39 protein-coding genes are annotated in these 26123 nt (G+C 70.3%); 6 read left to right on the top strand and 33 right to left on the bottom strand.

The window, feature by feature from the left end; genetic code table 11:
• Window positions 1-50: 50 nt before the first annotated feature.
• From rpsM to BIV28_RS19080, 4 genes are all read right to left on the bottom strand, one after another.
• Entirely contained in the window at window positions 51-425 is a 375-nt protein-coding gene (rpsM, locus tag BIV28_RS19095; RefSeq protein ID WP_076264117.1) for a 30S ribosomal protein S13, read from the bottom strand.
• A gap of 219 nt (window positions 426-644) precedes the next feature.
• Window positions 645-758, bottom strand: a complete 114-nt coding sequence (gene rpmJ / locus BIV28_RS19090) for a 50S ribosomal protein L36 (protein WP_006592630.1) — start codon at window positions 756-758, stop codon at window positions 645-647.
• 150 nt (window positions 759-908) lie between these two features.
• On the bottom strand, window positions 909-1130 hold the full coding sequence (gene infA, locus BIV28_RS19085; protein WP_006946284.1) for a translation initiation factor IF-1: 222 nt from the start codon (window positions 1128-1130) through the stop codon (window positions 909-911).
• 192 nt (window positions 1131-1322) lie between these two features.
• A complete protein-coding gene (locus BIV28_RS19080) occupies window positions 1323-1667 on the bottom strand; it encodes an iron chaperone (protein WP_076264115.1) in 345 nt (114 codons plus the stop codon).
• A gap of 253 nt (window positions 1668-1920) precedes the next feature.
• Here BIV28_RS19080 and BIV28_RS19075 point away from each other — a divergent pair, with 253 nt between their 5' ends.
• Both BIV28_RS19075 and BIV28_RS19070 read left to right on the top strand, forming a co-directional pair.
• Window positions 1921-2139 (top strand): hypothetical protein, encoded by a 219-nt coding sequence (locus BIV28_RS19075; RefSeq protein WP_076264114.1) that lies wholly within the window; start codon window positions 1921-1923, stop codon window positions 2137-2139.
• A gap of 111 nt (window positions 2140-2250) precedes the next feature.
• Window positions 2251-2970 (top strand): hypothetical protein, encoded by a 720-nt coding sequence (locus tag BIV28_RS19070; RefSeq protein WP_083707524.1) that lies wholly within the window; start codon window positions 2251-2253, stop codon window positions 2968-2970.
• Window positions 2971-3033: 63 nt separating this feature from the next.
• Here the strand turns inward: BIV28_RS19070 and BIV28_RS19065 are convergent, their stop codons facing one another.
• The 28 genes from BIV28_RS19065 to BIV28_RS18930 all read right to left on the bottom strand — a co-directional run bounded on the left by BIV28_RS19065 (window position 3034) and on the right by BIV28_RS18930 (window position 21071).
• Complete coding sequence (locus BIV28_RS19065; protein WP_242653140.1) at window positions 3034-4452, bottom strand: DHA2 family efflux MFS transporter permease subunit; 1419 nt, start codon at window positions 4450-4452, stop codon at window positions 3034-3036.
• A 196-nt stretch (window positions 4453-4648) separates the two neighbouring features.
• Window positions 4649-6076 (bottom strand): serine hydrolase domain-containing protein, encoded by a 1428-nt coding sequence (locus BIV28_RS19060; protein ID WP_076264113.1) that lies wholly within the window; start codon window positions 6074-6076, stop codon window positions 4649-4651.
• 99 nt (window positions 6077-6175) lie between these two features.
• Window positions 6176-7018: a type I methionyl aminopeptidase gene (map, locus tag BIV28_RS19055; protein WP_076264112.1), complete on the bottom strand. Its 843-nt coding sequence runs from the start codon at window positions 7016-7018 to the stop codon at window positions 6176-6178.
• A 70-nt stretch (window positions 7019-7088) separates the two neighbouring features.
• A complete protein-coding gene (locus tag BIV28_RS19050) occupies window positions 7089-7667 on the bottom strand; it encodes an adenylate kinase (RefSeq protein WP_076264111.1) in 579 nt (192 codons plus the stop codon).
• A complete protein-coding gene (gene secY / locus BIV28_RS19045; protein ID WP_076264110.1) occupies window positions 7667-8992 on the bottom strand; it encodes a preprotein translocase subunit SecY in 1326 nt (441 codons plus the stop codon). The genes BIV28_RS19050 and secY overlap by 1 nt, the downstream gene beginning before the upstream one ends.
• A gap of 190 nt (window positions 8993-9182) precedes the next feature.
• On the bottom strand, window positions 9183-9656 hold the full coding sequence (rplO, locus tag BIV28_RS19040; protein ID WP_076264109.1) for a 50S ribosomal protein L15: 474 nt from the start codon (window positions 9654-9656) through the stop codon (window positions 9183-9185).
• A gap of 2 nt (window positions 9657-9658) precedes the next feature.
• Window positions 9659-9841 (bottom strand): 50S ribosomal protein L30, encoded by a 183-nt coding sequence (rpmD, locus tag BIV28_RS19035; RefSeq protein ID WP_076264108.1) that lies wholly within the window; start codon window positions 9839-9841, stop codon window positions 9659-9661.
• Window positions 9841-10500, bottom strand: coding sequence for a 30S ribosomal protein S5 (gene rpsE / locus BIV28_RS19030; protein ID WP_076264107.1), 660 nt, complete (start codon window positions 10498-10500; stop codon window positions 9841-9843). Before rpsE ends, rpmD begins: the two co-directional genes overlap by 1 nt.
• 40 nt (window positions 10501-10540) lie before the next feature.
• Complete coding sequence (rplR, locus tag BIV28_RS19025; protein WP_076264106.1) at window positions 10541-10915, bottom strand: 50S ribosomal protein L18; 375 nt, start codon at window positions 10913-10915, stop codon at window positions 10541-10543.
• Window positions 10916-10918: 3 nt separating this feature from the next.
• Window positions 10919-11455 carry a 50S ribosomal protein L6 gene (gene rplF / locus BIV28_RS19020; protein WP_076264105.1) on the bottom strand — a complete coding sequence of 179 codons (537 nt, stop codon included), beginning with the start codon at window positions 11453-11455 and terminating at the stop codon, window positions 10919-10921.
• Window positions 11456-11467: 12 nt separating this feature from the next.
• Window positions 11468-11866 carry a 30S ribosomal protein S8 gene (gene rpsH / locus BIV28_RS19015; RefSeq protein WP_076264104.1) on the bottom strand — a complete coding sequence of 133 codons (399 nt, stop codon included), beginning with the start codon at window positions 11864-11866 and terminating at the stop codon, window positions 11468-11470.
• Between the two features lie 116 nt (window positions 11867-11982).
• On the bottom strand, window positions 11983-12168 hold the full coding sequence (locus BIV28_RS19010; protein WP_013493557.1) for a type Z 30S ribosomal protein S14: 186 nt from the start codon (window positions 12166-12168) through the stop codon (window positions 11983-11985).
• Window position 12169: 1 nt separating this feature from the next.
• Window positions 12170-12730 carry a 50S ribosomal protein L5 gene (gene rplE / locus BIV28_RS19005; protein WP_076264103.1) on the bottom strand — a complete coding sequence of 187 codons (561 nt, stop codon included), beginning with the start codon at window positions 12728-12730 and terminating at the stop codon, window positions 12170-12172.
• A 2-nt stretch (window positions 12731-12732) separates the two neighbouring features.
• On the bottom strand, window positions 12733-13098 hold the full coding sequence (gene rplX, locus BIV28_RS19000) for a 50S ribosomal protein L24 (protein WP_076264102.1): 366 nt from the start codon (window positions 13096-13098) through the stop codon (window positions 12733-12735).
• 3 nt (window positions 13099-13101) lie between these two features.
• On the bottom strand, window positions 13102-13470 hold the full coding sequence (gene rplN, locus BIV28_RS18995) for a 50S ribosomal protein L14 (RefSeq protein ID WP_076264101.1): 369 nt from the start codon (window positions 13468-13470) through the stop codon (window positions 13102-13104).
• Window positions 13471-13546: 76 nt separating this feature from the next.
• Window positions 13547-13849: a 30S ribosomal protein S17 gene (gene rpsQ / locus BIV28_RS18990; RefSeq protein ID WP_076264100.1), complete on the bottom strand. Its 303-nt coding sequence runs from the start codon at window positions 13847-13849 to the stop codon at window positions 13547-13549.
• Window positions 13846-14202 carry a 50S ribosomal protein L29 gene (gene rpmC / locus BIV28_RS18985; protein WP_076264099.1) on the bottom strand — a complete coding sequence of 119 codons (357 nt, stop codon included), beginning with the start codon at window positions 14200-14202 and terminating at the stop codon, window positions 13846-13848. The genes rpsQ and rpmC overlap by 4 nt, the downstream gene beginning before the upstream one ends.
• The gene (gene rplP, locus BIV28_RS18980; RefSeq protein WP_076264098.1) at window positions 14202-14621 is read right to left on the bottom strand and encodes a 50S ribosomal protein L16; all 420 of its coding nucleotides are present in this window, start codon (window positions 14619-14621) and stop codon (window positions 14202-14204) included. Before rplP ends, rpmC begins: the two co-directional genes overlap by 1 nt.
• 3 nt (window positions 14622-14624) lie before the next feature.
• Entirely contained in the window at window positions 14625-15449 is an 825-nt protein-coding gene (gene rpsC, locus BIV28_RS18975; protein ID WP_076264097.1) for a 30S ribosomal protein S3, read from the bottom strand.
• A complete protein-coding gene (rplV, locus tag BIV28_RS18970; RefSeq protein ID WP_076264096.1) occupies window positions 15449-15817 on the bottom strand; it encodes a 50S ribosomal protein L22 in 369 nt (122 codons plus the stop codon). The genes rpsC and rplV overlap by 1 nt, the downstream gene beginning before the upstream one ends.
• A 26-nt stretch (window positions 15818-15843) precedes the next feature.
• On the bottom strand, window positions 15844-16125 hold the full coding sequence (gene rpsS, locus BIV28_RS18965; RefSeq protein WP_026864141.1) for a 30S ribosomal protein S19: 282 nt from the start codon (window positions 16123-16125) through the stop codon (window positions 15844-15846).
• 15 nt (window positions 16126-16140) lie between these two features.
• Window positions 16141-16977, bottom strand: coding sequence for a 50S ribosomal protein L2 (rplB, locus tag BIV28_RS18960; RefSeq protein WP_076264095.1), 837 nt, complete (start codon window positions 16975-16977; stop codon window positions 16141-16143).
• Between the two features lie 32 nt (window positions 16978-17009).
• Window positions 17010-17309 carry a 50S ribosomal protein L23 gene (gene rplW, locus BIV28_RS18955; protein ID WP_076264094.1) on the bottom strand — a complete coding sequence of 100 codons (300 nt, stop codon included), beginning with the start codon at window positions 17307-17309 and terminating at the stop codon, window positions 17010-17012.
• Window positions 17306-17941, bottom strand: coding sequence for a 50S ribosomal protein L4 (gene rplD / locus BIV28_RS18950; RefSeq protein ID WP_076264093.1), 636 nt, complete (start codon window positions 17939-17941; stop codon window positions 17306-17308). Before rplD ends, rplW begins: the two co-directional genes overlap by 4 nt.
• Window positions 17938-18597 (bottom strand): 50S ribosomal protein L3, encoded by a 660-nt coding sequence (rplC, locus tag BIV28_RS18945; protein ID WP_076264128.1) that lies wholly within the window; start codon window positions 18595-18597, stop codon window positions 17938-17940. Before rplC ends, rplD begins: the two co-directional genes overlap by 4 nt.
• A 13-nt stretch (window positions 18598-18610) precedes the next feature.
• Window positions 18611-18919: a 30S ribosomal protein S10 gene (gene rpsJ / locus BIV28_RS18940; protein ID WP_009775966.1), complete on the bottom strand. Its 309-nt coding sequence runs from the start codon at window positions 18917-18919 to the stop codon at window positions 18611-18613.
• A gap of 374 nt (window positions 18920-19293) precedes the next feature.
• A complete protein-coding gene (locus BIV28_RS18935) occupies window positions 19294-19713 on the bottom strand; it encodes a thiol-disulfide oxidoreductase DCC family protein (RefSeq protein ID WP_076264092.1) in 420 nt (139 codons plus the stop codon).
• A gap of 53 nt (window positions 19714-19766) precedes the next feature.
• A complete protein-coding gene (locus tag BIV28_RS18930) occupies window positions 19767-21071 on the bottom strand; it encodes a M18 family aminopeptidase (protein WP_076264091.1) in 1305 nt (434 codons plus the stop codon).
• 61 nt (window positions 21072-21132) lie between these two features.
• Between BIV28_RS18930 and BIV28_RS18925 the strand changes: the two genes are divergently transcribed.
• The 4 genes from BIV28_RS18925 (at window position 21133) to BIV28_RS18910 (ending at window position 24719) form a co-directional block, all read left to right on the top strand.
• Window positions 21133-21909, top strand: coding sequence for a DUF2785 domain-containing protein (locus tag BIV28_RS18925; RefSeq protein ID WP_207556120.1), 777 nt, complete (start codon window positions 21133-21135; stop codon window positions 21907-21909).
• Window positions 21910-22021: 112 nt separating this feature from the next.
• The gene (locus tag BIV28_RS18920) at window positions 22022-23194 is read left to right on the top strand and encodes a WXG100 family type VII secretion target (RefSeq protein ID WP_076264089.1); all 1173 of its coding nucleotides are present in this window, start codon (window positions 22022-22024) and stop codon (window positions 23192-23194) included.
• Window positions 23191-23697 (top strand): hypothetical protein, encoded by a 507-nt coding sequence (locus BIV28_RS18915; RefSeq protein WP_076264088.1) that lies wholly within the window; start codon window positions 23191-23193, stop codon window positions 23695-23697. The genes BIV28_RS18920 and BIV28_RS18915 overlap by 4 nt, the downstream gene beginning before the upstream one ends.
• 104 nt (window positions 23698-23801) lie before the next feature.
• Window positions 23802-24719: an LLM class flavin-dependent oxidoreductase gene (locus BIV28_RS18910; protein ID WP_076264087.1), complete on the top strand. Its 918-nt coding sequence runs from the start codon at window positions 23802-23804 to the stop codon at window positions 24717-24719.
• A 137-nt stretch (window positions 24720-24856) separates the two neighbouring features.
• Here BIV28_RS18910 and tuf read toward each other — a convergent pair whose 3' ends face one another.
• Window positions 24857-26053, bottom strand: coding sequence for an elongation factor Tu (gene tuf, locus BIV28_RS18905; RefSeq protein WP_076264086.1), 1197 nt, complete (start codon window positions 26051-26053; stop codon window positions 24857-24859).
• Between the last annotated feature and the right edge of the window lie 70 nt (window positions 26054-26123).

The raw sequence follows: 26123 nt of genomic DNA, 5'->3' as shown, positions 1-26123 counted from the left end.
TCTCCTACGTCAGAACTTGTCGGTGGGACGCGACCGCGGGGCGGTCAGCGTCACTTGGCCTTCTTCTTGCCGGCCACGGTGCGCTTCGGGCCCTTGCGGGTGCGCGCGTTGGTCTTGGTGCGCTGACCGCGCACCGGCAGACCGCGACGGTGACGAAGACCCTCGTAGGAGCCGATCTCGACCTTGCGACGGATGTCGGCCTGGACCTCACGGCGAAGGTCGCCCTCGAGGCGGAAGTTGCCCTCGAGGAAGTCACGAAGCGCCACGAGCTCGGCCTCACCGAGGTCCTTGACGCGGGTGTTGGGGTCGACGCCGGTGGCAACCAGCGCCTCCTTGGAACGGGTGCGACCCACACCGAAGATGTAGGTCAGAGCGACCTCGACGCGCTTCTCGCGCGGAAGGTCGACGCCAACAAGACGAGCCATGTTGGGTGTTCTCCTGATTTCTGTGTTCGCGGAGGTCTGGAGCAGTCACCGGTCCGGTGCTCGGTCGCCCCGCAGAAGGACGACCGCCGGTCCCCGGCCTCCGTGCCGGGGGTGACGTCCTGCGCCGACTCGACGGTCGGTCATCAGGGGCCGGGTGCTGCTGTCATGCATGTCTTGCGTGCTGTCGAAGACTGTCGACGGCGAGGGTGGTGGGTCTGCTCAGCCCTGGCGCTGCTTGTGGCGCAGGTTCTCGCAGATCACCATGACCCGCCCGTTGCGGCGGATCACCTTGCACTTGTCGCAGATCTTCTTGACGCTCGGCTGAACCTTCATCTGCCTGCTGTCTTCAGATCGCGCTCCTGCTCCTCGCGGGCCGTGGTCGGCCCGTGACGCGCAGGTGCTGGTTGGGGAATCGGGAGTGGTGCCTCACGCTCGTGCCGGGGCGACCCGCACCCGTGGGTGCGTGCGCTCCGGCCCAGGCGGTCAGCGGTAGCGGAAGACGATCCGACCGCGGGTCAGGTCATAGGGCGAGAGCTCGACGACGACCCGGTCCTCGGGGAGGATCCGGATGTAGTGCTGACGCATCTTGCCCGAGATGTGGGCGAGCACCTTGTGACCGTTGGTGAGCTCGACCCGGAACATCGCGTTCGGGAGAGCCTCGACGATCGTGCCCTCGATCTCGATGACACCGTCCTTCTTGGCCATGTCCTCCATCAATCTGTCGGTGGCCGGACCGCGGTGTGGCCCGACCTCGAATGTGCCGTGGTGCCCGCGCACGGGGCGCAGGCGAACAACGGGCGTCGAGGCACACGACACCCAACGCACAAGACTACGCCACGCCGCGCGATAGCCGAAATCGGCGCCGGACGGAAGGGCCACGCTCACGCGCGGCGGGTCTCAGCCCTCCAGCTCGGCCCGGCGCAGGGCCACGACACGCTCGACGACGGCGTCCGGCAGCGGCTGGTCCACGCCGAACCGGATCGTCCCCTTCGACAGCGAGAAGCCCTCGAGGTCGCCGCGGACCGCGTCGACGACCGCGGGGCTGAACGGGAAGAGCGACAGGTGCCCCTTGGCCGCGGTGAACCCGACGAGCGGCCGCCCACCGAGGCGCAGCGCCGGCATGCCGTAGCTCGTGCCCTCCTCCGCGTCGGGCGCCAGGCGCCGGGCGAGGTCGGTGACGTGGCGCAGCGCCCGCTGCTCGGGCTCGGGCAGGTCGGCGAGGTAGTCGGTGAGGGCTCCCACGCCTCCATGGTGCCGCGTGCACCGCGGGCGCGAGCACGCTTCGGGCCACCCCGGTCCGGGTCCGGGCGAGGGCGGGGCGGCCGGATCGGGTACGCGTCCGGCTGGTGGTCCTCGCGGGGGCGTCGACCACGTCGCCGGTCCCACGCGGGCCGCGGCCGCCCCCGGTCCTCCGGACGGCCCGGTCCGCGCAGGGCTCGGCACCAGCCGTCCCGACCGCTCCGCCACCGGCGGGGCTCCTCCACGAAAGGTCACCATGGCAGTCCGCAGGCGCACCGGCACCCGCATCACGTCCATCGTCGTCCTCGTCTGGCTCCTCATCGGCGTCGTCGCCGCGTTCCAGCGCGGCTACTTCGGCTCCTCGGCGCCGAGCTGCAGCCGCGTCGCGAGCGCGGCCGTGACGATCGTCGCCGGCCCGCTCAACTACGTCGGCCTCGACCCCCGGATCGGCTGCACGACCCCGAAGCCGAGCTGACACCCCGCCACTCCGAGCCCGGACCGGGCGCGGCCGACACCGTCGGCCGCGCCCGGTGGGCGATGGGAGTCGTGCCCGGCGCGTGCCCCGGGGCGACGGCATACTGACGGGATGAGCGAGCGCACCGACGCCCAGGCCCCGCCCGACGTCACCGACACGGTCACCGCGCCACCCGACGCGGCCGAGAGCGTCGAGGACTACTACGCGCGGATCGTCGCGGCGGCAGGTCCGGACGGCCGGCTGCCCGTGGCCGTCGAGGAGATGCCCGGCTGGGACATCTACCCGTACGAGGTGCAGAGCCTTCGCCTCAAGCCGGTGCAGCCGCCCACCGACGAGGAGCCGCCCCGGCGGGGCGAGCAGGCGGCCGACTGCTGGTGCGCCCAGCCGGGTGCGACGGCACCGGAGGCGACCCCAGACGCGGATGCGCGGCTCGTCTGGAGCAACGACCGGTGGCGCCTCACCCTGACGACCGACACCGGGCTGCCCGTCATGCTCATCCTGTCGCCGCTCGAGCACCACGACCTGCCCTCGCTCCCCGGTGACCTCGCGGCCGAGATGGGCCAGCTCGTCGTCGCGGTCTCCGACGGGGTCGAGCACGTGCCGACGGTCGGGCGCGTGCAGCTGGCCAAGTACGGCGACGGCGGCGCCCACCTGCACCTGTTCTTCCTCGGCCGCCCGGCCCGGATGCTCCAGTTCCGCGGCTCCCCCCTCATCGACTGGGAGGAGAACCTGCCGCGCGTGCCCCTCGAGGTGCTCCAGGCCAACGCCCGGGTCGTCGCCGAGCGCCTCGTCGTGCACGTCGGCGGCCGCGCCGGGCATCTCGGGCGCTGAGTCCCGAGGCACCGCGTCGCGGCGTCGTCGCCACGGCACCACTGCGCCGGGGCGACCGGCGGCTCAGGCGGGGTGGCTCTGCGGCCGCTCGAAGAACAGCACGGCGACGAGCCCGACGACGAGGACGAGGGCCGGCAGGAGCATGGCCTCGCTCATGGCGTCGGAGAAGCCCTGGCGCACCTGGGCGGGCAGGGTTCGTCCGATGGCCTGCTGCATGCCGCCCGCGCTGAACCCCATGCCGGACAGGTCGGCGGCGAGGCGGGCCTCGATGAGCGCGGCGATGGCCGCGCTGCCGAGCACCGCCCCCACCTGGCGCGTCGTGTTGTAGACGCCGGAGCCGGCGCCGGCGGCGCGCAGCGGCAGGTTGCGGGTGGCCGTCGCCCCGAGCGGCCCCCACATGAAGGCGTTGCCGAGGCCCATGAGCGCCATCGGCGGCAGCAGCTGCCACGTGTGGGTGTCGGGCTTCATGACGAGCGCGACCCAGAGCAGGGATGCCGCCGTCAGCGCGATGCCGACCGCCGTGATGCCCCGCGGGTGGACGCGGTCGGCCATCCGGCCGGCCACCGGCGCGAGGCCACCGGAGATGACGGCCATCGGCACGAGCAGCAGGGCCGACTGGGTGGGCGTCAGGCCCCGGACCACCTGGGCGTAGAGCATGAACGGGAAGCCCATCGCCGTGATCGAGAAGCCGATCGTCGTGATGGCGATGTTGGCCAGGGAGAAGTTGCGGTCGCCGAAGAGCCCGAGCGGCAGCAGCGGCTCGCGGCGGTTGCGCGCCTGCCACACGACGAAGAGCACGAGGACGACGACACCGGCACCGATGAGCAGCGGCACGGACACGAACCCGCTGATGGTGCCCCAGTCGTAGGTCTCACCCTCCTGGACGCCGAAGACGAGCAGGAACATGCCGACGGCCGACAGCGCGACGCCGAGCCAGTCGAAGGAGTGGCTGTGGGTCTCGAGGTGCGGTACGAGCCGGGCCGACAGGACGAAGCCGATGATGCCGACCGGGACGTTGATGAAGAAGATCCACTCCCAGCCGGGGCCGTCGACGAGCAGGCCGCCGACGATCGGGCCCACGAGGATGGCCACCCCGGCCGTGGCACCCCAGAGCGCCATCGCCTGGCCGCGCGAGGCGGCCGGGAAGGTGCGGGTGATGACGGCCATCGTCTGCGGCGTCAGCATCGCGGCGCCGAGGCCCTGCACGACGCGGGCCACGACGAGCCCGGTGATCGTCGTGGTCAGGCCGCACCACAGCGAGGCGGCCGTGAAGACGGCCAGCCCGATGAGGTAGACGTTCTTGGGGCCGTACCGGTCGCCGAGCCGCCCGGTGATGAGCAGCGGCGTGGCGTAGGCCAGCAGGTAGGCGCTCGTGACCCAGATGACGCCGTTGACGTCGGAGTCGAGGCCCCGCATGATCGCCGGCGTCGCCACCGAGACGATGGTGGAGTCGACGAGGATCATGAAGAACCCGATGACCATGGCCCACAGGGCCGGCCACGGGTTGTGCCCGTCCGGCACGCCACCCGGGAGCGACGGTGCCCCGGCCGGCTGGATGTTGCGCACCGCCGCGGCGTCGACCGACTGCTCGTCACCGGCCACGGGGGTCCCCTCTCGAGGTGTCGTCATCCCCCGATTCTGCGCCCCGGCACCGACAGTGCGCCCGCCTTTTCCGGTCTCAGGCCCAGCGGGTGGCCAGCCAGAGCGGGTCGTGGCCGGTCAGCGGCACCATCCGCCACGTCAGGTCGGCGTCGCCGCCGCGCAGCCGGGCCTCGACGCGGAACCGGTGCGGGGTCTCGATGGCGATGACCTCGGCGCGGAAGGTGTCCTCGTCGACCCAGCCGCCGCTCGCGACGACGGGCAGCGTCGCTCCCCCGCCGACGAGCTCGGACTCGCGCCAGCCACCCGAGGCCACCGGCACCGTCAGCCAGTGGTCGCGGCGGAGCAGCCCGAGGGTGTGCCCGCCCTCCGACCGCGTGACCGACACGGCCGTGTAGTCGCCCGCGAGGTCGGAGACGTCGGACCGGAGGAACTCGGCGTAGTCGGGCCCGAGGGCCTCCCCCGCCATCGCCGGGATCTCAAGTCCCGCAAGCCGATCGGCCAGGGCCGAGTCGGCGGCCGGCGAGCCCGGACGCCCGATCGCCGGCACGACGTGCTCCCACAGTGCGTCGAGGGTCGACTGCATCCGGGCCTGCTCGGCGGTGACCGCGACGACGGTGTCGAGCTCGGGCAGCACGACCAGGAACTGGCCGAACGCGCCGTCGCCACGGAAGCCGACACGCTGCATCCAGAACGAGTAGCCGTAGCCGCGGGCCCAGTCCGGCTCGGTCGCCGGGTCCTCCGCGAGCGGCCCGAACCCCCGCGTCGCCTCCTCGACCCAGGCCTCCGGCAGGAGCTGGTGACCCTGCCAGCGGCCGCGGTCGAGGTAGAGCTGGGCGACCGACGCGATCCCCTCGGTCGTCAGGTGCGCGCCGGTGAAGCCGAGCTCCCGCCCGAGCGGGTCACGGTGCCAGGGGACGTCGGGCAGCCCGAGCGGCGTCAGCAGCCGCGGCCGGAGCGCCTCGGCCAGGCCCGTGCCGGTGAGCCGGCCGACGATGACCGACAGCAGGTAGGTGGCCACCTGGTTGTAGGCGAAGTGGGTGCCCGGTGCGCGCGTCGGCCCGGTCGCGAGGACCCGCGGCACCCAGTCGTCGCGCTCGGCCGCCGCCATGCCGCTCATCCGGTCGAAGACGTGGGCCCACGCGTCCTCCTCGTGCCCGACCGTCATCGACAGGCAGTGCTTGACCCGGACGTCGTGCCAGCCGGCCGGGACGGTGGCCGGGTCGTACTCGGGGAAGAGGTCCAGGACCCGGTCCTCGAGCGACAGCCGTCCTTCCTGCACGAGGAACCCCACGGCCGTGGCCGTCAGAGTCTTGGACAGCGAGTAGGCGAGGTGGACGCGGTCGGCCGAGTACGGGCGCCACCAGCCCTCGGCGACGACGTGGCCGTGGCGGACGACCATGAGGCTGTGCAGGCCGAGGTGGCCGGCCTCGACGGCGTCGACGAACGCGAGCAGGCCCGAGGCGTCGACGTCCTGGGCGTGGGGGGTGCTGCGGGGAAGGGTCACGGGCGTGACGCTACGCGGTGCGCGACCTCGTGTGGGCCGGTGGGCCGGTCGACCGCCGGAGCGCGAGCCCGTGGGACGCGGGCCCGGACCCGGGTCGGGTCAGTCGAGCGGCGCGTACGGCGCGCCGAGGCGCTCCAGCGCCTCCTTGCCGCCGTCGACGGCCGTGAGGATCCACAGGCCGTCCTGGCGCACCGCGACCGAGTGCTCCCAGTGGGCCGCGCGGGAGGCGTCGGTGGTGACGACGGTCCAGTCGTCGTCGAGGACCCGGGTGTCGCTCGTGCCGAGGGTCACCATCGGCTCGATGGCACCGGTGAAGCCGTCGACGAGCTTGGGACCGCTCTCTCGCACCGCGTAGTTCGGGATCTGCGGGTCCATGTGCATCTGCGGGCCGATACCGTGGCCGACGTACTCGTCGATGACGCCGTAGGTGTGGCCGTCGCGCTCGGCGGCCGCCTCGATGCTCGCCTCGACGGCGTCGCCGACGGCGTAGAGCCGGCCACCGACGCGCATGGCCGCAATACCGGCGTACAGGCTGGCCTCGGTGGCGTCGATGAGGTGGAGGTCCTCGGGGCGAGCGGCGGCGGCGCCACCGACGACGGTCGTGAAGGCGGCGTCTCCGTTCCAGCCCTTGACCTCGGCGCCGCAGTCGACGGACAGGACGTCGCCGGCCTTCAGGACGCGGTCGCCCGGGATGCCGTGGACGACCTCCTCGTTGACGCTTGTGCACAGCGTGTGCCGGTAGCCCGGGACGAGCTGGAAGTTCGGGATGCCGCCGTGGCTGCGGATGAAGTCCTCGGCCAGGGCGTCGAGCTGGAGCGTCGTGACGCCCTCGCGCACCTCGCCCCGGAGCATCTCCAGGGTGCGCCCGACGAGCAGCCCAGCCTCACGCATGAGGCGCAGCTGCTCGTCGGTGCGGCCGGTCAGTCGGTTGCGTCCGAACACGGGTCTGCTCGTCGTCCTTCGGGTTGGTTCGTGCAGGTGGAGGGTGCTGCTGCGCTCAGTGCTGCTGCGCTCAGTGCTGCGGCAGGGCGGCGATGACGCGGTCGGTGACCTCGTCGACCTCGCCCATGCCGTCGACCTGCACGAGCAGGCCGGCCAGCTGGTAGTGCGCGGCCAGCGGGGCGGTCTCCTTGCGGTAGATCGCCTGGCGCTCGCGGATGACCTCCTCGGTGTCGTCGGCACGACCCTCGATCTCGGCGCGCTTGAGGAGGCGCCCGACGACGGCGTCCTCGTCGACGACCAGCTCGATGACGGCGTCGAGCGCGTGCCCGTGCTTGGCCAGCATCGCGTCGAGCGCCTCGACCTGGCCCGACGTGCGGGGGTAGCCGTCGAGCAGGAAGCCGTGGGTCGCGTCGTCCCAGGACAGGCGGTCCTCGACGATCTCGTTGGTGACCTCGTCGGGCACGTAGCCCCCCGACGCGAGGATGTCCTTGACCTTGAGCCCGAGCTCGGTCTCGTTCTTGATGTTCGAGCGGAAGATGTCGCCGGTGGAGATCGCGGGGATCGACAGGCGCTCGGCGATCCGGGCGGCCTGGGTGCCCTTCCCGGCGCCGGGCGGCCCGAGGATGATCAGTCGCGTGGGGGCTGGCATCAGCGGAGGAACCCTTCGTAGTGACGCTGCTGGAGCTGCGCCTCGATCTGCTTGACCGTCTCGAGTCCCACGCCGACGACGATGAGGATCGAGGTGCCACCGAACGGGAAGTTCTGGTTCGCACCGACGAGCACGAGTGCCACGAGCGGGATGAGCGAGATGAGCGCGAGGTAGATGGCACCCGGCACGGTGATTCGGGTCAGGACGTAGTTGAGGTATTCGGCCGTGGGTCGCCCGGCCCGGATACCCGGGATGAAGCCGCCGTACTTCTTCATGTTGTCCGCGACCTCGGTCGGGTTGAACGTGATCGACACGTAGAAGAAGGTGAAGAAGAGGATGAGGGCGACGTAGACCGCCATGTAGATGGGGTGGTCACCCTTGACGAGGTTGGCCTGGACCCACGTCACCCAGTCGGGGTTGTTGCCGTCGGCGCGGTTGTTGAACTGCGCGACGAGGCCGGGCAGCGCCAGCAGCGAGCTGGCGAAGATGACGGGGATGACGCCGGCCATGTTGACCTTGAGCGGGATGTAGGTGGACGTGCCGCCGTACATGCGGCGTCCGACCATGCGCTTGGCGTACTGCACCGGGATGCGGCGCTGGGACTGCTCGACGAAGACGACCGCGGCGATGACGAACATTCCGAGGATGATGATGAGCAGGAAGGTGCCCCAGCCCTTGTTCTCCTTGATCGCCCAGAGCGAGCCCGGGAAGCCGGCCGCGATGGACGTGAAGATCATGAGCGACATGCCGTTGCCGACACCCTTGTCGGTGACGAGCTCGCCGAACCACATGATGAGGCCGGTGCCGGCCGTCATCGTCAGGACCATGATGACGATGGTGACCATCGACTGGTCGACCATGATCGTCTGGCAGTTGCCGCCGAAGAGGCTGGAGGGGTTGCGCGCGAAGGTGACGAGCGTGGCCGACTGGAGGATCGCCAGGCCGATCGTCAGGTAGCGCGTGTACTGCGTCAGCTTCGCCTGCCCCGACTGGCCCTCCTCCTTGAGCGCCTCGAAGCGCGGGATGACGACGGTGAGCAGCTGGATGATGATGCTCGCCGTGATGTAGGGCATGATCCCCAGCGCGAACACCGACAGCTGGAGCAGCGCGCCACCGGAGAAGAGGTTGGCGAGGTTGAGGAACCCGCTCTGGTCACTGCCACCGGCGGCCTTGCCGGCCTGGAGGCACTGCTGCACCAGGGTGTAGCTGATGCCGGGCGTGGGCACGTGGGACCCGAGCCGGAACAGCACGATGATGCCGAGGGTGAAGAGCAGCTTCTTGCGCAGGTCCGGGGTGCGGAACGCGCGGACGAAGGCGGCGAGCACAGGGTCCTCCTGGGGGTGCCGCGCGGGTGGCGCGGCCTGAGTCATGCAATCCGTGGAAGGTTAACGCAAAGGCGCAACGCCCCGGGCACCGCTCCGCGGTGGTCGACGTCACGTCGACCCGCGGTGCGACTGCCCGGGGCGTTGCTCACACGAGGTGTGGGTGGTCCGGATCGAGTCCGGCCGGGGGTGGTCAGCCCGCGAGGGGCGTGACCGAGCCGCCGGCGGCCTCGATCTTCTCCTTGGCGGAAGCCGAGAACTTGTGCGCCTCGACCTGCACCTTGACGGAGATCTCACCCGTGCCGAGCACCTTGACCGGGAAGCCGTCACGGACGGCGCCCTTGGCCACGAGGTCGGCGACCGAGACCTGGCCACCCTCGGGGAAGAGGGTCTGCAGGCGGTCCAGGTTCACGACCTGGTACTCGGTGCGGAACGGGTTCTTGAAGCCACGGAGCTTGGGAAGGCGCATGTGCAGCGGCATCGAGCCACCCTCGAAGCGCTCCGGGACCTGGTAGCGGGCCTTCGTACCCTTGGTACCGCGACCCGCGGTCTTGCCCTTGGAGCCCTCACCACGACCGACGCGGGTCTTGGGGGTCTTGGCGCCGGGGGCCGGACGCAGGTGGTGGACCTTGAGGGCCGAGCCCTCGGTCTTCTTGGCCTCAGCCATGGTCAGTCAACCTCCTCGACGGTCACGAGGTGCGTCACCGTCTTGACCATCCCGCGGATCTCGGGACGGTCCTCCTTGACGACGACGTCGCCAATGCGCTTCAGACCGAGGCTGCGCAGCGTCTCGCGCTGGTTCTGCTTGCCACCGATCTCGGAACGGATCTGGGTCACCTTGAGACGAGCCATCACGCACCAGCCTTCTCGGCCGCGGCCTTGGCCTCGGCGAGACCGGCGGCACGGGCCTTGAGCATGGCGGCCGGGGCCACCTCCTCGAGGGTCTTGCCACGGCGGGCAGCGACCGACTCGGGGCGCTCGAGGTCGCGCAGGGCCTGCGCGGTCGCGTGCACGATGTTGATGGCGTTGTCCGAGCCCAGCGACTTGGAGAGGACGTCGTGGATGCCGGCGCACTCCAGGACCGCACGCACCGGGCCACCGGCGATGACACCGGTACCGGGGGCGGCGGGACGGAGCATGACGACACCGGCCGCGGCCTCACCCTGGACGGGGTGCGGGATCGTGCCCTGGATGCGCGGGACCTTGAAGAAGTTCTTCTTGGCCTCCTCGACACCCTTGGCGATGGCCGAGGGAACTTCCTTGGCCTTGCCGTAGCCGACGCCCACGGTGCCGTCACCGTCACCGACGACGACGAGCGCGGTGAAGCTGAAGCGACGACCACCCTTGACGACCTTGGCGACACGGTTGATGGTCACGACGCGCTCGACGTACTGGTTCTGCTCGCGGCTGTCGCGGTTGTCGCGGCCACCGCGGTTGTCACGGCGGTCTCCGCGCTCGGCGCGCTCGCCGCCACCGGCGGGGCCGGTGCCTCGACGCTGCTGTCCGGGCATCAGATGTTCCTCATCTCAACAATTGCGTTCACGAAAGTGCTCACAGGGCCAGACCGCCTTCGCGGGCGCCCTCGGCGATCGCCGCGACACGGCCGTGGTACTTGTTGCCACCACGGTCGAACACGACGGACTCGACGCCGGCGTCCTTGGCGCGGGCGGCGACGAGCTCGCCGACCTTCTTGGCCTTGGCCGTCTTGTCGCCGTCGAACGCGCGGAGGTCGGCCTCCATCGTCGAGGCGTAGGCGACGGTCTTGCCGACCGTGTCGTCGACGACCTGGACGAAGAGGTGACGGCTCGAGCGCGAGACGACGAGGCGGGGGCGGGCCGTCGTGCCGGCGATCTTCTTGCGACCGCGCACCTGGCGACGGATGCGGGCGGCAGCCTTGGACTTGCCGCGCTTGATGATCATTGCCATGGCTTACTTACCGGCCTTTCCAACCTTGCGACGGATCTGCTCGCCCGCGTAGCGAACGCCCTTGCCCTTGTACGGGTCGGGCTTGCGCAGCTTGCGGATGTTGGCCGCGACCTCACCGACGAGCTGCTTGTCGATGCCCTGCACCGAGAAGCGGGTCGGGTTCTCGACGGCGAAGGAGATGCCGGCGGGAGCCTGGATGAGGATCGGGTGCGAGTATCCGAGCGAGAACTCGAGGTCCGAGCCCTTCGCGGCGACACGGTAACCCGTGCCGTGGATCTCCATCTTCTTCTCGTAGCCCTCGGTCACGCCGAGCACCATGTTGTTGATGAGCGAGCGCGTCAGGCCGTGGCGGGCGCGCGAGTCACGCTCGTCGTCGGGGCGCTTCACCTCGAGGTTGCCCTCGGCGACCTCGACGGTGATCGGCGTGACGACGGTCAGCGAGAGCTCACCCTTGGGGCCCTTGACGGTGACGTCCTGGCCGTTGACGTTGACGTCCACACCCGAGGGGATGGAGACGGGGAGTCGTCCGATTCGCGACATGTCAGCGTCTCCTTACCAGACGTAGGCGAGGACTTCCCCACCCACGCCCTTCTCGTGTGCCTGCTTGTCCGTCAGGAGGCCGCTCGAGGTCGACAGGATCGCGACGCCGAGGCCACCGAGAACCTTGGGCAGGTTCGTCGACTTGGCGTAGACGCGCAGACCCGGCTTCGAGACGCGACGCACGCCGGCGATGGAGCGCTCGCGGTTCGGGCCGTACTTGAGGTCGATGGTCAGCGTCTGGCCGACCTCGGCCTCCTCGATCTTCCAGGAGGCGATGTAGCCCTCGGCCTGGAGGATCTCGGCGATGTTCTTCTTGAGCTTCGAGTACGGCATGGAGACGACGTCGTGGTGCGCCGAGTTGGCGTTCCGGACGCGGGTCAGCATGTCCGCAATCGGGTCAGTCATGGTCATGGTGGGCTCTTTGCCCTTCCTCACCGGGGTTTCGGACACCGGGGCGCCTTGCGGGCGCTCCGGGCCGACCTACGGTGCCAGAGGTTTTGGCTGGTCTTTGGGTGGCTACCGGTGGATTACCAGGAGCTCTTGGTCACGCCCGGCAGCTCGCCCGCGTGCGCCATCTCGCGAAGGCAGATGCGGCACAGGCCGAACTTGCGGTACACCGAGTGCGGGCGACCGCACTTCTGGCACCGCGTGTAGGCGCGGACCTTGAACTTCGGCTTCCGGTTCGCCTTGTTGATCAGGGCGGTCTTGGCCATGTCAGTTCTCCTTGAAGGGGAAGCCGAGCTGCTTGAGCAGCGCGCGACCCTCGTCGTCGTTGGTGGCCGTGGTGACGACGGTGATGTCCATGCCACGGACGCGGTCGATGCGGTCCTGGTCGATCTCGTGGAACATCGACTGCTCCGTCAGGCCGAACGTGTAGTTGCCGTTGCCGTCGAACTGCTTCGGCGACAGGCCACGGAAGTCACGGATGCGCGGGAGCGCGATCGTGACGAGACGGTCGAGGAACTCCCACATGCGGTCGCCGCGCAGCGTGGTGTGCGCGCCGATCGGCATGCCCTCGCGGAGCTTGAACTGGGCGATCGACTTGCGGGCCCGCGTGACGACCGGCTTCTGGCCGGTGATCGCGGTGAGGTCACGGACAGCACCCTCGATGAGCTTGCTGTCGCGCGCCGCGTCACCGACACCCATGTTGACGACGACCTTGACGACGCCGGGGACCTGCATGACGTTGGCGTGGCCGAACTGCTCCTGCAGGGCGCCCTTGATCTCGTCCTGGTAGCGCTGCTTGAGGCGCGGCTTGGTGGTGGTCTGCGTCATGTTCAGAGGTCCTTGTCCGACTTCACGGCGACGCGCACGCGGGAGGCCTTCTGGCGACCGTTGCGCTCGACCGTCTCGACGCGCGTCTTGACGCGGGTCGGCTTCTTCGTCTCCGGGTCGACGACGGCCACGTTGCTCACGTGGATCGCGGCCTCGGTGTGGGTCAGGCCACCGGTGCGGGTGCCACGGGCGGTGGCGCCGGCCTTGACGTGCTTGGTGACGCGGTTGATGCCCTCGACGAGCACGCGCTGCGTCTCCGGGTACACCGCGATGACCTTGCCCTGCTTGCCCCGGTCGCCGCCGTTCTTCTGGCTGCGGCCCGAGATGACCTGGACGAGGTCACCCTTCTTGATCTTCATCTTCGCCATGGGTCAGAGCACCTCCGGCGCGAGCGAGATGATCTTCATGAACTTCTTCTCGCGCAGCTCACGGCCGACGGGACCGAAGATGCGGGTACCACGCGGGTCACCGTCGTTCTTCAGGATGACCGCGGCGTTCTCGTCGAACTTGATGTACGAGCCGTCGGGACGACGACGCTCCTTGACGGTGCGGACGATGACGGCCTTGACCACGTCGCCCTTCTTGACGTTGCCGCCCGGGATGGCGTCCTTGACGGTGGCGACGATGGTGTCGCCGATGCCGGCGTATCGACGGCCCGAACCGCCGAGAACACGGATGCACAGGATCTCCTTGGCACCGGTGTTGTCGGCGACGCGCAGTCGCGACTCCTGCTGAATCACTGTCTAACTCCTGTCGTCGTGCTGGTTCTCACCCGGTCACCCGGGTGAGCCTTGCCGAACGGAAATGGGGGGTGGCTTACTTGGCCTTCTCGAGGATCTCGACGACACGCCAGTGCTTCGTCGCGGAGAGCGGACGCGTCTCCATGATGAGCACGCGGTCACCGAGGCCGGCCTCGTTCTTCTCGTCGTGCGCCTTGACCTTGGAGGTCCGACGGATGACCTTGCTGTAGAGCGCGTGCTTGACGCGGTCCTCGACCTCGACGACGACGGTCTTGTCCATCTTGTCGCTCACCACGTAGCCCTGACGGGTCTTGCGGTTCTTGCGCTCGGTGGTCGAACCGGTCGTCGCGTCCGTGGTCACGGTGTCCTTCTCGCTCATGCCTGGGTCTCCTCAGCCGTGTCGGCCTCGGCCTTCTTGTCGGCCTTCTTCTCGGCCTTCTTGTCAGCCTTCTTGGCCTTCTTCTCGGCCTTGTCGTCCTCGGCCTTGGCCGGGACAGCCTGCTCGACCGGGGCCGAGCCGATGCCGAGCTCGCGCTCGCGCATCTCGGTGTAGATCCGCGCGATGTCCTTCTTGACCGCGCGCAGACGACCGTGGTTGTCCAGCTGGCCCGTGGCGGACTGGAACCGGAGGTTGAACAGCTCCTCCTTGGCCTTCTTCAGCTCGTCGGCGAGCTTCGTGTCATCGAGACCACGCAGCTGGTTCGGAGCCAGGTCCTTCGTTCCGACTGCCATCAGTTGTCACCACCCTCACGCTGGACGAAGCGGCACTTCATCGGGAGCTTGTGCATCGCGAGACGCATGGCCTCGCGGGCGACCGGCTCGGCCACGCCCGAGAGCTCGAACATGACGCGACCCGGCTTGACGTTCGCGACCCACCACTCGGGCGAACCCTTACCGGAACCCATGCGGGTCTCGGCCGGCTTCTTCGTGAGCGGACGGTCCGGGTAGATGTTGATCCAGACCTTTCCGCCACGCTTGATGTAGCGGGTCATCGCGATACGAGCGGACTCGATCTGGCGGTTGGTGACGTAGGCCGGCTCGAGAGCCTGGATGCCGTACTCACCGAAGGCGATCTTCGTGCCGCCCTTGGCAGCACCGTGACGATCCGGGTGGTGCTGCTTGCGGTGCTTGACTCGACGGGGAATCAACATGGGTCAGGCCTGCTCATTCTCGGTGCTCGCCGCGGCGGGGGCCTCGGCAGCAGCGGTCTCGTTCACTGCCGGAGCAGCGGCGGTCTCGTTGCGGTCACCACGGCGGGCGCGGTTCGGACGGTCGGAACCGTCACGACGCGGGCCACGCGACGGGCGGGGGGCGGCGGCCTGCTGGGCCGCGAGCTCCTTGGCCGTCAGGTCGCCCTTGTAGATCCACACCTTGACGCCGATGCGGCCGAACGTCGTCCGGGCCTCGTAGAAGCCGTAGTCGATGTTCGCGCGCAGCGTGTGCAGCGGGACGCGACCCTCGCGGTAGAACTCGGTGCGGCTCATCTCGGCGCCGTTGAGGCGGCCCGAGACCTGCACGCGGATGCCCTTGGCGCCGGCGCGCTGGGCGGACTGCATGCCCTTGCGCATGGCGCGACGGAAGGCCACACGGGCCGAGAGCTGCTCGGCGATGCCCTGGGCGACCAGCTGGGACACGATCTCGGGGTTCTTGACCTCGAGGATGTTCAGCTGGACCTGCTTGCCCGTGAGCTTCTCGAGCTCGCCGCGGATGCGGTCGGCCTCGGCGCCGCGGCGGCCGATGACGATGCCCGGGCGGGCCGTGTGGATGTCGACGCGGACGCGGTCACGGGTGCGCTCGATCTCGACCGAGGCGATGCCGGCGCGCTCCATGCCCGTGGCCATGAGGCGACGGATGGCGACGTCTTCCTTCACGTAGTCGCGGTAGCGCTGACCCTGCTTGGTGGAGTCGGCGAACCAGCGGCTCTTGTGGTCGGTGGTGATGCCCAGACGGAAGCCGTGGGGGTTGACCTTCTGACCCATCAGCGGGCTCCCTTCGTGTTCTCGGGCTGGGTGACGACGACGGTGATGTGGCTCGTCCGCTTGTTGATGCGACCGGCGCGGCCCTGGGCACGCGGACGGAAACGCTTCATCGTCGGACCCTCGTCGACGAACGCGGCCGTGATGACGAGGTTGCGCTCGTCGAAGGCCACCGACTCCTTGTCGGCCTTGAACCGGGCGTTGGCGATGGCGCTCTCGAGCACCTTCTTGACCGGGTCGGAGGCCGACTGCGGGGCGAACGTGAGCACCGTGACGGCGTCCGTCGCGGCCTTGCCGCGGATCAGGTCCACGACACGGCGGGCCTTCTGGGGGCTGACCCGGACGTGCCGGGCCGAAGCCTTGGCTTCCATGACAACTTCCTTGGATTCGATGGCCATCAGCGACGACGACCCTTCTTGTCGTCCTTCACGTGACCCTTGAACGTGCGGGTCGGTGCGAACTCGCCGAGCTTGTGGCCGACCATCGACTCGGTGACGAACACCGGGACGTGCTTGCGGCCGTCGTGGACGGCGAAGGTGTGACCGAGCATGTCCGGGCTGATGACCGAACGACGCGACCAGGTCTTGATGACGTTCTTCGTGCCCGCTTCGTTCTGGGCGTCCACCTTCTTCTGAAGGTGGTCGTCGATGAAGGGGCCCTTCTTGAGGCTACGAGGCATTCCAGAGGCTCCTTATCAGCGCTTCTTGCCAGTACGACGGCGACGCACGATGAGCTTGTCGCTTTCCTTGTGACCCTTGCGGGTGCGGCCCTCGGCCTGACCCCAGGGGCTGACCGGGTGACGTCCACCGGACGTCTTGCCCTCGCCACCACCGTGCGGGTGGTCGACCGGGTTCATGGCGACACCGCGGACGGTCGGGCGCTTGCCCTTCCAGCGCATGCGGCCGGCCTTGCCCCAGTTGATGTTGCTCTGCTCGGCGTTGCCCACCTCGCCGACGGTGGCGCGGCAGCGCACGTCGACGTTGCGGATCTCACCGGACGGCATGCGCAGCTGCGCGTAGGGGCCGTCCTTGGCGACGAGCTGCACGCGAGCACCGGCGGAGCGGGCGATCTTGGCGCCGCCACCCGGCTTGAGCTCGATGGCGTGCACGACCGTACCGACGGGGATGTTGCGCAGCGGCAGGCTGTTGCCCGGCTTGATGTCGGCCGCGGGGCCGTTCTCGATCGGGTCGCCCTGCTTGAGGCGGTTCGGCGCCAGGATGTAGCGCTTCTCGCCGTCGGCGTACTGGACGAGCGCGATGCGCGCCGTGCGGTTGGGGTCGTACTCGATGTGAGCGACCTTGGCCGGCACGCCGTCCTTGTCATGACGACGGAAGTCGATGACGCGGTAGGCGCGCTTGTGACCGCCACCGATGTGACGCGTCGTGATGCGGCCGGAGTTGTTGCGGCCACCCGTCTTGGAGAGCGGTCGCACGAGCGACTTCTCCGGGGTGGAACGCGTGATCTCGACGAAGTCGGCGACCGACGAGCCGCGACGGCCCGGGGTGGTCGGCTTGTACTTGCGGATACCCATGTTCGTTAAGTCCTTACGATTCTTCGTCGGTCTCAGGCGCCCGCACCGAAGATGTCGATCGTGCCCTCGCGGAGGGAGACGATCGCACGCTTGGTGTCCTTGCGCTTGCCGATGCCGAAACGGGTGCGACGGCTCTTGCCCTGGCGGTTCAGGGTGTGGACCTTGTCGACCTTGACGTCGAAGATCTGCTCGATGGCGATCTTGATCTCCGTCTTGTTCGCACGGGGGTCGACGATGAAGGTGTACTTGCCCTCGTCGAGCAGCCCGTAGGACTTCTCGGAGACGACCGGCGCGATGAGGATGTCGCGGGGGTCCTTGGCGTGGATGCTCACTTGGTGGCCTCCTTGTCGGCCTCGGCACCCTTGGTGCTGCCGGCGACGAAGGCGTCGAGGGCGGCCTGGGTGAACACGATGTCGTCGGCGCAGAGGACGTCGTAGGTGTTGAGCTGGTCGGCGACCAGGACGTGGACGTTCTGCAGGTTGCGCACCGACTTGAACGTCAGCTCGTCGCCGCGCTCGAGGACGACGAGCAGGTTCGGACGCTCGGTCAGACCGGCGAGGAACACCGCGGCGTCCTTGGCCGAGGGGACCTCGCCCGAGACGATGGCGTCGACGACGTGGATGCGCTCGAAGCGGGCCCGGTCGGAGAGGGCACCGCGCAGGGCGGCGGCCTTCATCTTCTTGGGGGTGCGCTGGGCGTAGTCACGCGGCTGCGGACCGTGGACGGTGCCACCGCCGGCGAACTGCGGCGCACGCGTCGAGCCCTGGCGGGCGCGACCGGTGCCCTTCTGGCGGTAGGGCTTGCGCCCACCGCCGCGGACCTCGCCGCGCGTCTTCGTCGCGTGCGTGCCCTGACGAGCGGCCGCGAGCTGGGCCACCACGACCTGGTGGATCAGCGGGACGTTGGTCTGGACGTCGAAGATGTCAGCGGGAAGCTTGGGGGTCTTCGTGGCCATCTGGATCATGCACCCTTCGCAGCCGTGCGGATCAGGACGATGCCACCGCGGGGGCCGGGGACGGCACCCTTGATGAGCAGGAGGCCCTTCTCGGCGTCAACGGCGTGGATCTGGAGGTTCTGGGTCGTCTGGCGGACGCCACCCATGCGACCGGCCATGCGCATGCCCTTGAAGACACGGCCCGGCGTGGCGCAGCCGCCGATGGAGCCCGGCTTGCGGTGGTTGCGGTGCGCACCGTGCGACGAGGAGACGCCGTGGAAGCCGTGACGCTTCATGACACCGGCGAAGCCCTTGCCCTTGGTGGTGCCGGTGGCGTCGACGCGCTGGCCCGCCTCGAAGGACTCGGCGGTGATCTCCTGGCCGAGCTCGTACTCGCCGGCGTCGGCGGTGCGCAGCTCGACGAGGTGACGGCGCGGGGTGACGCCGGCCTTCTCGAAGTGGCCGGTCATCGGCTTGTTGACCTTGCGCGGGTCGATGGCGCCGAAGGCGATCTGGACGGCGTCGTAGCCGTCGGCGTCGCCGCTGCGGACCTGGGTCACGACGCAGGGGCCGGCCTTGACCACGGTCACGGGCACGAGGCGGTTGTCGGCGTCCCACACCTGGGTCATGCCGAGCTTCTCGCCGAGGACGCCCTTGATGGTCTTCTGCTGAGCAACAGTCGTCATGTTCACCACCGCCTCAGAGCTTGATCTCGATGTTGACGTCCGCCGGCAGGTCGAGACGCATCAGCGAGTCGACGGCCTTGGGCGTCGGGTCGATGATGTCGATGAGGCGCTTGTGCGTGCGCATCTCGAAGTGCTCGCGGCTGTCCTTGTACTTGTGCGGCGACCGGATGACGACGAAGACGTTCTTCTCCGTCGGCAGCGGGACCGGGCCCACCACGGTCGCGCCGGCGCGCGTCACTGTGTCAACGATCTTCCGGGCCGAGTTGTCGATGACCTCGTGGTCGTACGACTTCAGCCGGATGCGGATCTTCTGTCCCGCCATCTGATGAACGTCTCTCTCTCGCTTCTGACTGCCGGTTCCCTTGGCCTCCGACCCCCGAGGTCGGGCGTGTCGCCCTCTCCACGAGGAGAAAGTGCGCACGGAAGTGCCACTTTCGTCGTGAGTCCCGGCCGAACCGGGTTGCATTGCGCTTCCCTCGGGCCTCCGAGAGGAGTCCTGGCGAGTCCCCGTCAGGAGGCTCTCGAGGGGCGGCGACGCCGACATGGGTCAGCGACGCGCGTCAAGCAACCTGAACAGTGTGCCAGAGCGGCGGGGGCCCTATCAAATCGAGGAGGGCGCCGCACGCACCACCCCCGATGCCGGGCCGATGCCGGGCCGAGGCCGGTCCGACGCCGGCCCGTCGGCGGGCGGGACGGTCACCCGTCCGCGGTGCCGCGGTTCGCGTCGGGAGCCGGTCGCGCGCACGCCGCGGTGCCGCCCGGCAGCTGGTACCGGTGGTCGGCCACCCAGGCGTACACGCGGGCCGCCAGGCTCGAGACGCCCGGGGCGAGCAGGAGGTGGCCGAGCGGACGCCAGGCCGGGGCGCCGTGCGTCACCGCGCTCGCCACGGCCCGGTGCCCAGAGCGGATCGAGCCGTCGGCGGTGATGAACTGGGCCGCCTCGTCGCAGTCCCGCGGGGTGAGCCCCACCGCGGCCAGGTCGAGCTCCTGCCACGGCCGCACGTCGTAGCGTCCACGCCGGTCGACCCAGCGCCGGGCGAACTGCGCGCTGCGGGTGCAGAAGCCGCAGTCGGCGTCGTACACCAGCGTCGGCCGGTCGGGCACGGTCAGCTCCACGCGTCGATCCTCCCACGGGGGCACGGCGCGTCCGACGGCGCGACGCGCGTCGCTCAGGCGGGGGCGAGGAAGGCGCTCAGCGCGCCGGCGTACATCGCGGGGTCCTCCGCACCCATGAGCTCGCGGGCGCTGTGCATCGACAGCGCGGCCGCGCCGAAGTCGACGGTCGTGGCGCCGGTGAGCGCCGAGGTGACCGGGCCCACGGTCGAGCCGCACGCGAGGTCGCTGCGCGTCACGAAGGTCTGCATCGGCACGCCCGCCTGCTCGCAGGCCAGCCGGAAGGCCGCCGCGCCGACGGAGTCGGTGGCGTAGCGCAGGTTGGTGTTGACCTTGAGCACCGGGCCGCCGTTGACGCGGATCTGGTGGAGCGGCTCGTGCAGCTCGGCGTAGTTGGGGTGCGTCGCGTGGCCCATGTCGCCCGAGGCGATGACCGTCGCCGCGAGGGCGCGGAAGTAGTCGTCGCGGCTGCCGCCACCGGCCAGGACGATGCGCTCGAGGACCGAGGGCAGCAGCGTCGAGACCGCACCGCGCTCGGAGGTGCTGCCGATCTCCTCGTGGTCGAAGAGGACGAGCACCGGCACGTGGTCCGGCTCGGAGGCCGACGCGTCGACCATGGCACGGACCCCGGCGTAGGAGGTGGCGAGGTTGTCGAGCCGGGGGGCGGCGATGAGGTCGCGGTCGCGGCCGATGCGGGCCGAGGGCTGCACCGGGTGGGTCATGACGTCCCACGCGAGGACGTCCGCGTGGTCGACGCCGACGTGGGCCGCGAGGTAGGCCGGGAAGTCGCCCGGGGTGTCGCCGACGCCCCACACCGGCACGAGGTGCTGCTGGCGGTTGAGGGTCAGCGCGTCGTTCTGGGTGCGGTCGAGGTGGATCGCCACCTGCGGCACCCGCAGGATCGGGTTGCCGTCGTGGAAGAGGCGCTCCTGCACGCCCGAGGCCGTGCGCACCGTGACGCGTCCGGCGAGGCCGAGGTCGCGGTCGAGCCAGGAGTTCTGCAGCAGGCCGCCGTACGGCTCGACGGCGAGCATCTGCCAGCCGGCCTTGACGTGGTCGGCGTTCGGCTTGATGCGCAGGTTCGGGCTGTCGGTGTGCGCCCCGACGACGCGGAAGCCCGCGGCTGGACCGGCGCCTGCGGCGTGGGCTCCGGTCGTGTCCCACGCGATGAGCGACCCGCCACGGACGAGCCAGTGCCGCCCCGGCTCGGTCGGGAACGGGTCGGTCTCGACGACCTCGGTGAAGCCGGCCTCGGCGAGGCGGCGCGCCGCCTGCTCGCACGCGTGGAACGGCGTCGGCGACGCGTCCACGTAGTCGATGAGCCCCTGGGCCTCGGAGTCGGTGTCGAAGGAGTGCGCCATGGCTCCCGACCCTACCCACCGACGGCGGTCCCCACTGCGCCGGCCTGACAGGATCGACGCCATGCCCGATGCCATCCTCGCCTCGCTCGTCGACGACCTCGCCTCGCCCGACCCGGCCGTGCGCGACGACCGCGCGTTCTCCGGGCTGGTGCGCCTCGTGCGCGAGGGGTCGCTCGACGCGGACGACCGCACGTGGCTCGCGGGGCGGATGCTCGAGCGGCTGCGCCACGAGCGGGTAGAGGCCCGTGCCTTCGCGCCGCTCGTCCTCGCGGCGCTGGTCCGCAGCGGCGACGGTGACCCTGCCTGGGTGGCCGCGGTGACGCGCTGGTGGCTCGGCGAGCGCGACCTGCGGGGGCACGACCCCGAGCTCGGCTGGGTGCACGCCGTCGCCCACGGCGCCGACTTCTACGGGGCGTGCGGCGCCGCCGGCCTCGGCGACCCCGCCTCGCTGCTCGGTGCCCTCGCGGCCCGTCTCGTCGAGCCCACGGACGCCGTGTGGCGCGACCAGGAGGAGGACCGCGTCGCCTGCGCGGTCGCGCTCGTGCTCACCCACCCGCGCCTGGAGGCCCCGGACGCGGGTGACTCCGTGGCCTGGCTCGACCGCGTGCGCGCCCTGTTCGCGTCGGGCGAGCCCGGGCCGGTGCCGCCCCACGTGTCGAACACGATGCGTGCGCTCCGGTCGCTGCACGTCGCCCTCGGCGAGCAGGTGCTGGTGGACGACCGCCCGGTCGTCGTGCCCCACGCCGCCGCGGTGCGCGCCGCGGTCGCGGACGTCCTCGGCGTCGTGACCCCGTGGTTCTGGCAACCGGCCCCCACCTCCTCGGGCGCACGTGGGTAGCGCTCCCCATTGGCCGACCGGCACGAGGCTGCCTAGGGTCTGGAGGGGAGCCACCCGCGCCGCCTCTCGGGGAGTCGTCGCGCAGCCGTCGTCACAGGGGAAGGGCCGGATCGTGGTCGTGTACAGGAAGGGCGCCGATCCGGACGCCCTCGAACGGTCGGCGGGTCAGCTCGACCGGTGCGCCGGCGAGTGCCGGGCCGCGCGGACGGCCGTCGACCACGCCTTCGGGTCGCTCGGGTCGGCCTGGGGCGGTGGCGACTTCGAGGCCTTCCGCGGCGACTGGCGCTCCTCGGCCCCGAGCATCGACGCCCTCGAGCGCGCCCTGCACGGCCTCGGTGCGAAGCTGCGCGAGAACGCGGCGCGGCAGCGCTCCGCCAGCGGTCCCGGCTCCGGCGGCAGCGGTGGCAGCGCCGGCAGCGCCGGCACCGGCGGCACCGGTGGAGGCGGCAGCCCCCTGGGCGCCGCCGTGCCCCTGTCGTTCGGCCCGAACCCGTCGCCGTCGCCCGGGCCGGCGCCGACACCCACCACTCCCCCGCCGCCTGCCACCACCGGGACCGGCGGCCCCGTCGACGGCTACGACTTCGGGGAGCCGAAGAAGCCGGACATCCCGTGGGACGAGGGCTTCGACTACGACTCCAAGGACGCGACGTGGCACGACTACGTCGCCAAGGCCGAGTGGATGGCCAAGCTCGAGGCCGGCCGGGCCCTGAAGTCCGACCTCGACGACGCCACCGCGATGTACGCCCACTACTGGGACAACGACGGCGAGCCGGCCCGCTTCGACTACGAGGAGGGCTACAAGGAGGACCCCTCGATCGCCCGGAACGTCAACGGCGAGGTGTCGCGCACCGCCGCGGCCGTCGACGAGATGGTGCGGAACGGCAACACCCACTTCAGCATGACGGGCGGCGCCCACCCCGCCACCGCCTACCCGCAGACCGAGAACTGGCAGAAGACGATCGGCGGCTACCAGCAGTGGAGCAGCGCCGACGTCACCGTCGAGAACGGCCAGGTGACGATGAAGGTCACGGTCCACGCCGAGGACTACTACAACTTCAACCCGGACCAGAAGGACATCGCGAGCGGCGCCGGCGACAACGAGAACGGCCGGTTCACCGAGATCGGCTGGGCCAAGCCCTTCCCGTCGAGCGGCGACGTCACCCGGACCGTCACGTGGCCGGTCGGCTCGCCGCCGCCCACCGTCGACGTCGGCCCGGGCGACGTCGAGCGCACACCGGGGCTCGGTCGCGAGGACCGCGCCGACGAACGAGGAAGCAGCCGATGACCCCCGCCCGACGCGTCACCGCCGTGACGCTGGCCGTGACCACGACCCTGCTCGCCCTGACGACCGCCGCGTGCAGCACGTCGTCCCCCACGCCGCCGAACGACCGAACGAGGAGCACCGTGAGCGCAGCGACGAAGACCGGCACCGGCGAGGTGCGCCACGACCTCGACCCGCTGACCAAGCGCTTCAGCGCCCTGGGCACGCCGGTCTCGGCGACGTGGATGTCGGGCACCCTCGGTGGCGACGCCCCCGGCCCCTCGACGTACTGGATCGACGCCGTCGTCCGGCTCTCCCCCGACGCCGCGTCCGCCCTCCGGGCGGACTCCCCCGCGCCGACCACCGAGACCCCCGACGTCGAGGACGGCGTCCGCTCGGCCCTGCCCACGGGGCAGCTGCTGCGCTCCGAGTCGCTCGACGCCGCCTTCGCCCAGGGCTCCTTCCGTGCCAAGGCCTACCTGGCAGCCGAGTCCGACACCGTCGTGCTCGTCGCCCTCGGCCAGTGACGCCGGCGGCTCGCCGGCCCCGAACCCGGTGACCACCACGCCCCGATCCGGTTGGATCGGGGCATGAGCACCGCCTGCCGGCCCCACTGCCCCGCCGACCGCCGATGAGCCGCCCGCTGCGGGTCGGCGTCCAGCTGCCCGAGGTCGAGCGGCGCGTCGAGTGGCCCGAGCTGATCACCATGGCCCGCACGGCCGAGGACCTCGGCCTCGACTCCCTCTGGCTCGGCGACCACCTGCTCTACGACCTGCCGGGCGGGCTCACCCGGGGTCCCTGGGAGGTGTGGACCTCCCTGGCCGCGGTCGCGGCCGTCACCTCCCGCGTCGAGCTCGGGCCGTTCGTGGCCTCGACGGCCTTCCACGCGCCGGCCATGCTCGCGAAGATGGCCGCCACCGTCGACGGCATCTCCGGCGGACGCCTGGTGCTCGGGCTCGGCGCCGGCTGGAACGAGCGCGAGTACAGCGCCTTCGGCTTCCCCTTCGACGAGCGGGTCACCCGCTTCGAGGAGTCCTTCACCGTCATCCGCACCCTCCTGCGCGAGGGACGGATCGACCACCACGGCCGCTTCCACGACCTCGTCGACTGCGTCCTCGACCCGGGCCCGACCCGCCCCGGCGGGCCGCCGCTCATGCTCGGCTCGACCGGGCCGCGGATGCTGCGCATCGGGCTGCCCCACGTCGACCTCTGGAACACGTGGTGGAGCGACTACGCGAACTCGCCCGCGCGGTTCGCGCGGCTGCGCGAGCGCGTCGAGGCAGCCGCGCTGCAAGCGGGCCGCGGGCCGGGTGAGGTCGGTGCCACGGCGGCCGTCCTCGTCCAGCTCGCCGGTGGCGCCGGACGCGTCATGGGCGACTCCGCGTACGCGGCGTCGGTGACGCCGGTGAGCGGCGAGCCCGGCGCCCTCGCCGAGCACCTGCACGCCATGGCCGAGGCCGGGGCGGTGCACGTGCAGCTCGTCCTCGACCCGGTCACCACCGAGTCGATCGTCGCCGTCGGCGCCGCCCTCGCCCGCCTCGACGGCTGACCCGCCCGAGGTGACCTGTCGCGCACTGACGCGACGGACCACCTCGACCCCGCCGAGGCGTCGGCGCCGGGTACGCGGAAGGGCCCGCCCCGCCGAAGCGGAACGGGCCCAACCGGTGTAGCTGGTGCAGCGTCAGATCACTTGATGATCTTGGTGACGCGACCGGCGCCGACCGTGCGGCCACCCTCACGGATGGCGAACTTGAGGCCGTCCTCCATGGCGATCGGCTGGATGAGCTCGACCGTCATCTCGGTGTTGTCGCCGGGCATGACCATCTCGGTGCCCTCGGGCAGGTGCACGACACCCGTCACGTCCGTGGTACGGAAGTAGAACTGCGGACGGTAGTTGTCGTAGAACGGCGTGTGACGGCCGCCCTCGTCCTTGGACAGGATGTAGACCTGAGCCTCGAAGTCGGTGTGCGGGGTGATCGAACCCGGCTTCACGACGACCTGGCCACGCTCGACGTCCTCGCGCTTCGTGCCACGGAGCAGGAGGCCGACGTTCTCGCCCGCGCGACCCTCGTCGAGGAGCTTGCGGAACATCTCGACACCGGTGACGGTCGTCTTGGCCGGCGGGCCGGTGTGGATGCCGACGATCTCGACCTCCTCGTTGACCTTGAGGACACCGCGCTCGATACGACCGGTGACGACGGTGCCACGACCGGTGATCGTGAAGACGTCCTCGACGGGCATGAGGAACGGCTTGTCGATGTCGCGCTCGGGCTCCGGGATGTAGTTGTCCACGGCGTCCATGAGGTCGAGGACCGACTGGCCCCACTTCTCGTCGCCCTCGAGGGCCTTGAGCGCCGAGACCTGGACGACCGGCAGGTCGTCACCCGGGAACTCGTACTGCGAGAGGAGCTCACGCACCTCCATCTCGACGAGCTCCATGATCTCCTCGTCGTCGACCATGTCGGCCTTGTTGAGCGCCACGACGATGTAGGGGACGCCGACCTGGCGGGCCAGGAGGACGTGCTCCTTCGTCTGCGGCATCGGGCCGTCGGTCGCCGCGACCACGAGGATCGCGCCGTCCATCTGAGCCGCACCCGTGATCATGTTCTTCACGTAGTCGGCGTGGCCCGGGCAGTCGACGTGGGCGTAGTGACGACCCTCGGTCTGGTACTCGATGTGCGCGATCGAGATCGTGATACCGCGCTGACGCTCCTCAGGAGCCTTGTCGATGTCCTCGAACGCGAACTGCGGGTTGAGGTCGGGGTACTTGTCGTGCAGGACCTTGGAGATCGCAGCCGTCAGCGTCGTCTTGCCGTGGTCGATGTGACCAATGGTGCCGATGTTGACGTGCGGCTTGGTCCGCTCGAACTTTGCCTTCGCCACTGTGTGTCCTCCTCAGGACTTTCTAGTGTTACGCCGTACGACCAGGGCAGGACGTGGCGCGATGGGTTGG

This window comes from Intrasporangium flavum (assembly GCF_001956915.1).
Classification (GTDB): domain Bacteria; phylum Actinomycetota; class Actinomycetes; order Actinomycetales; family Dermatophilaceae; genus Monashia; species Monashia flava.
This window is presented reverse-complemented; position numbering and strand designations above follow the sequence as displayed.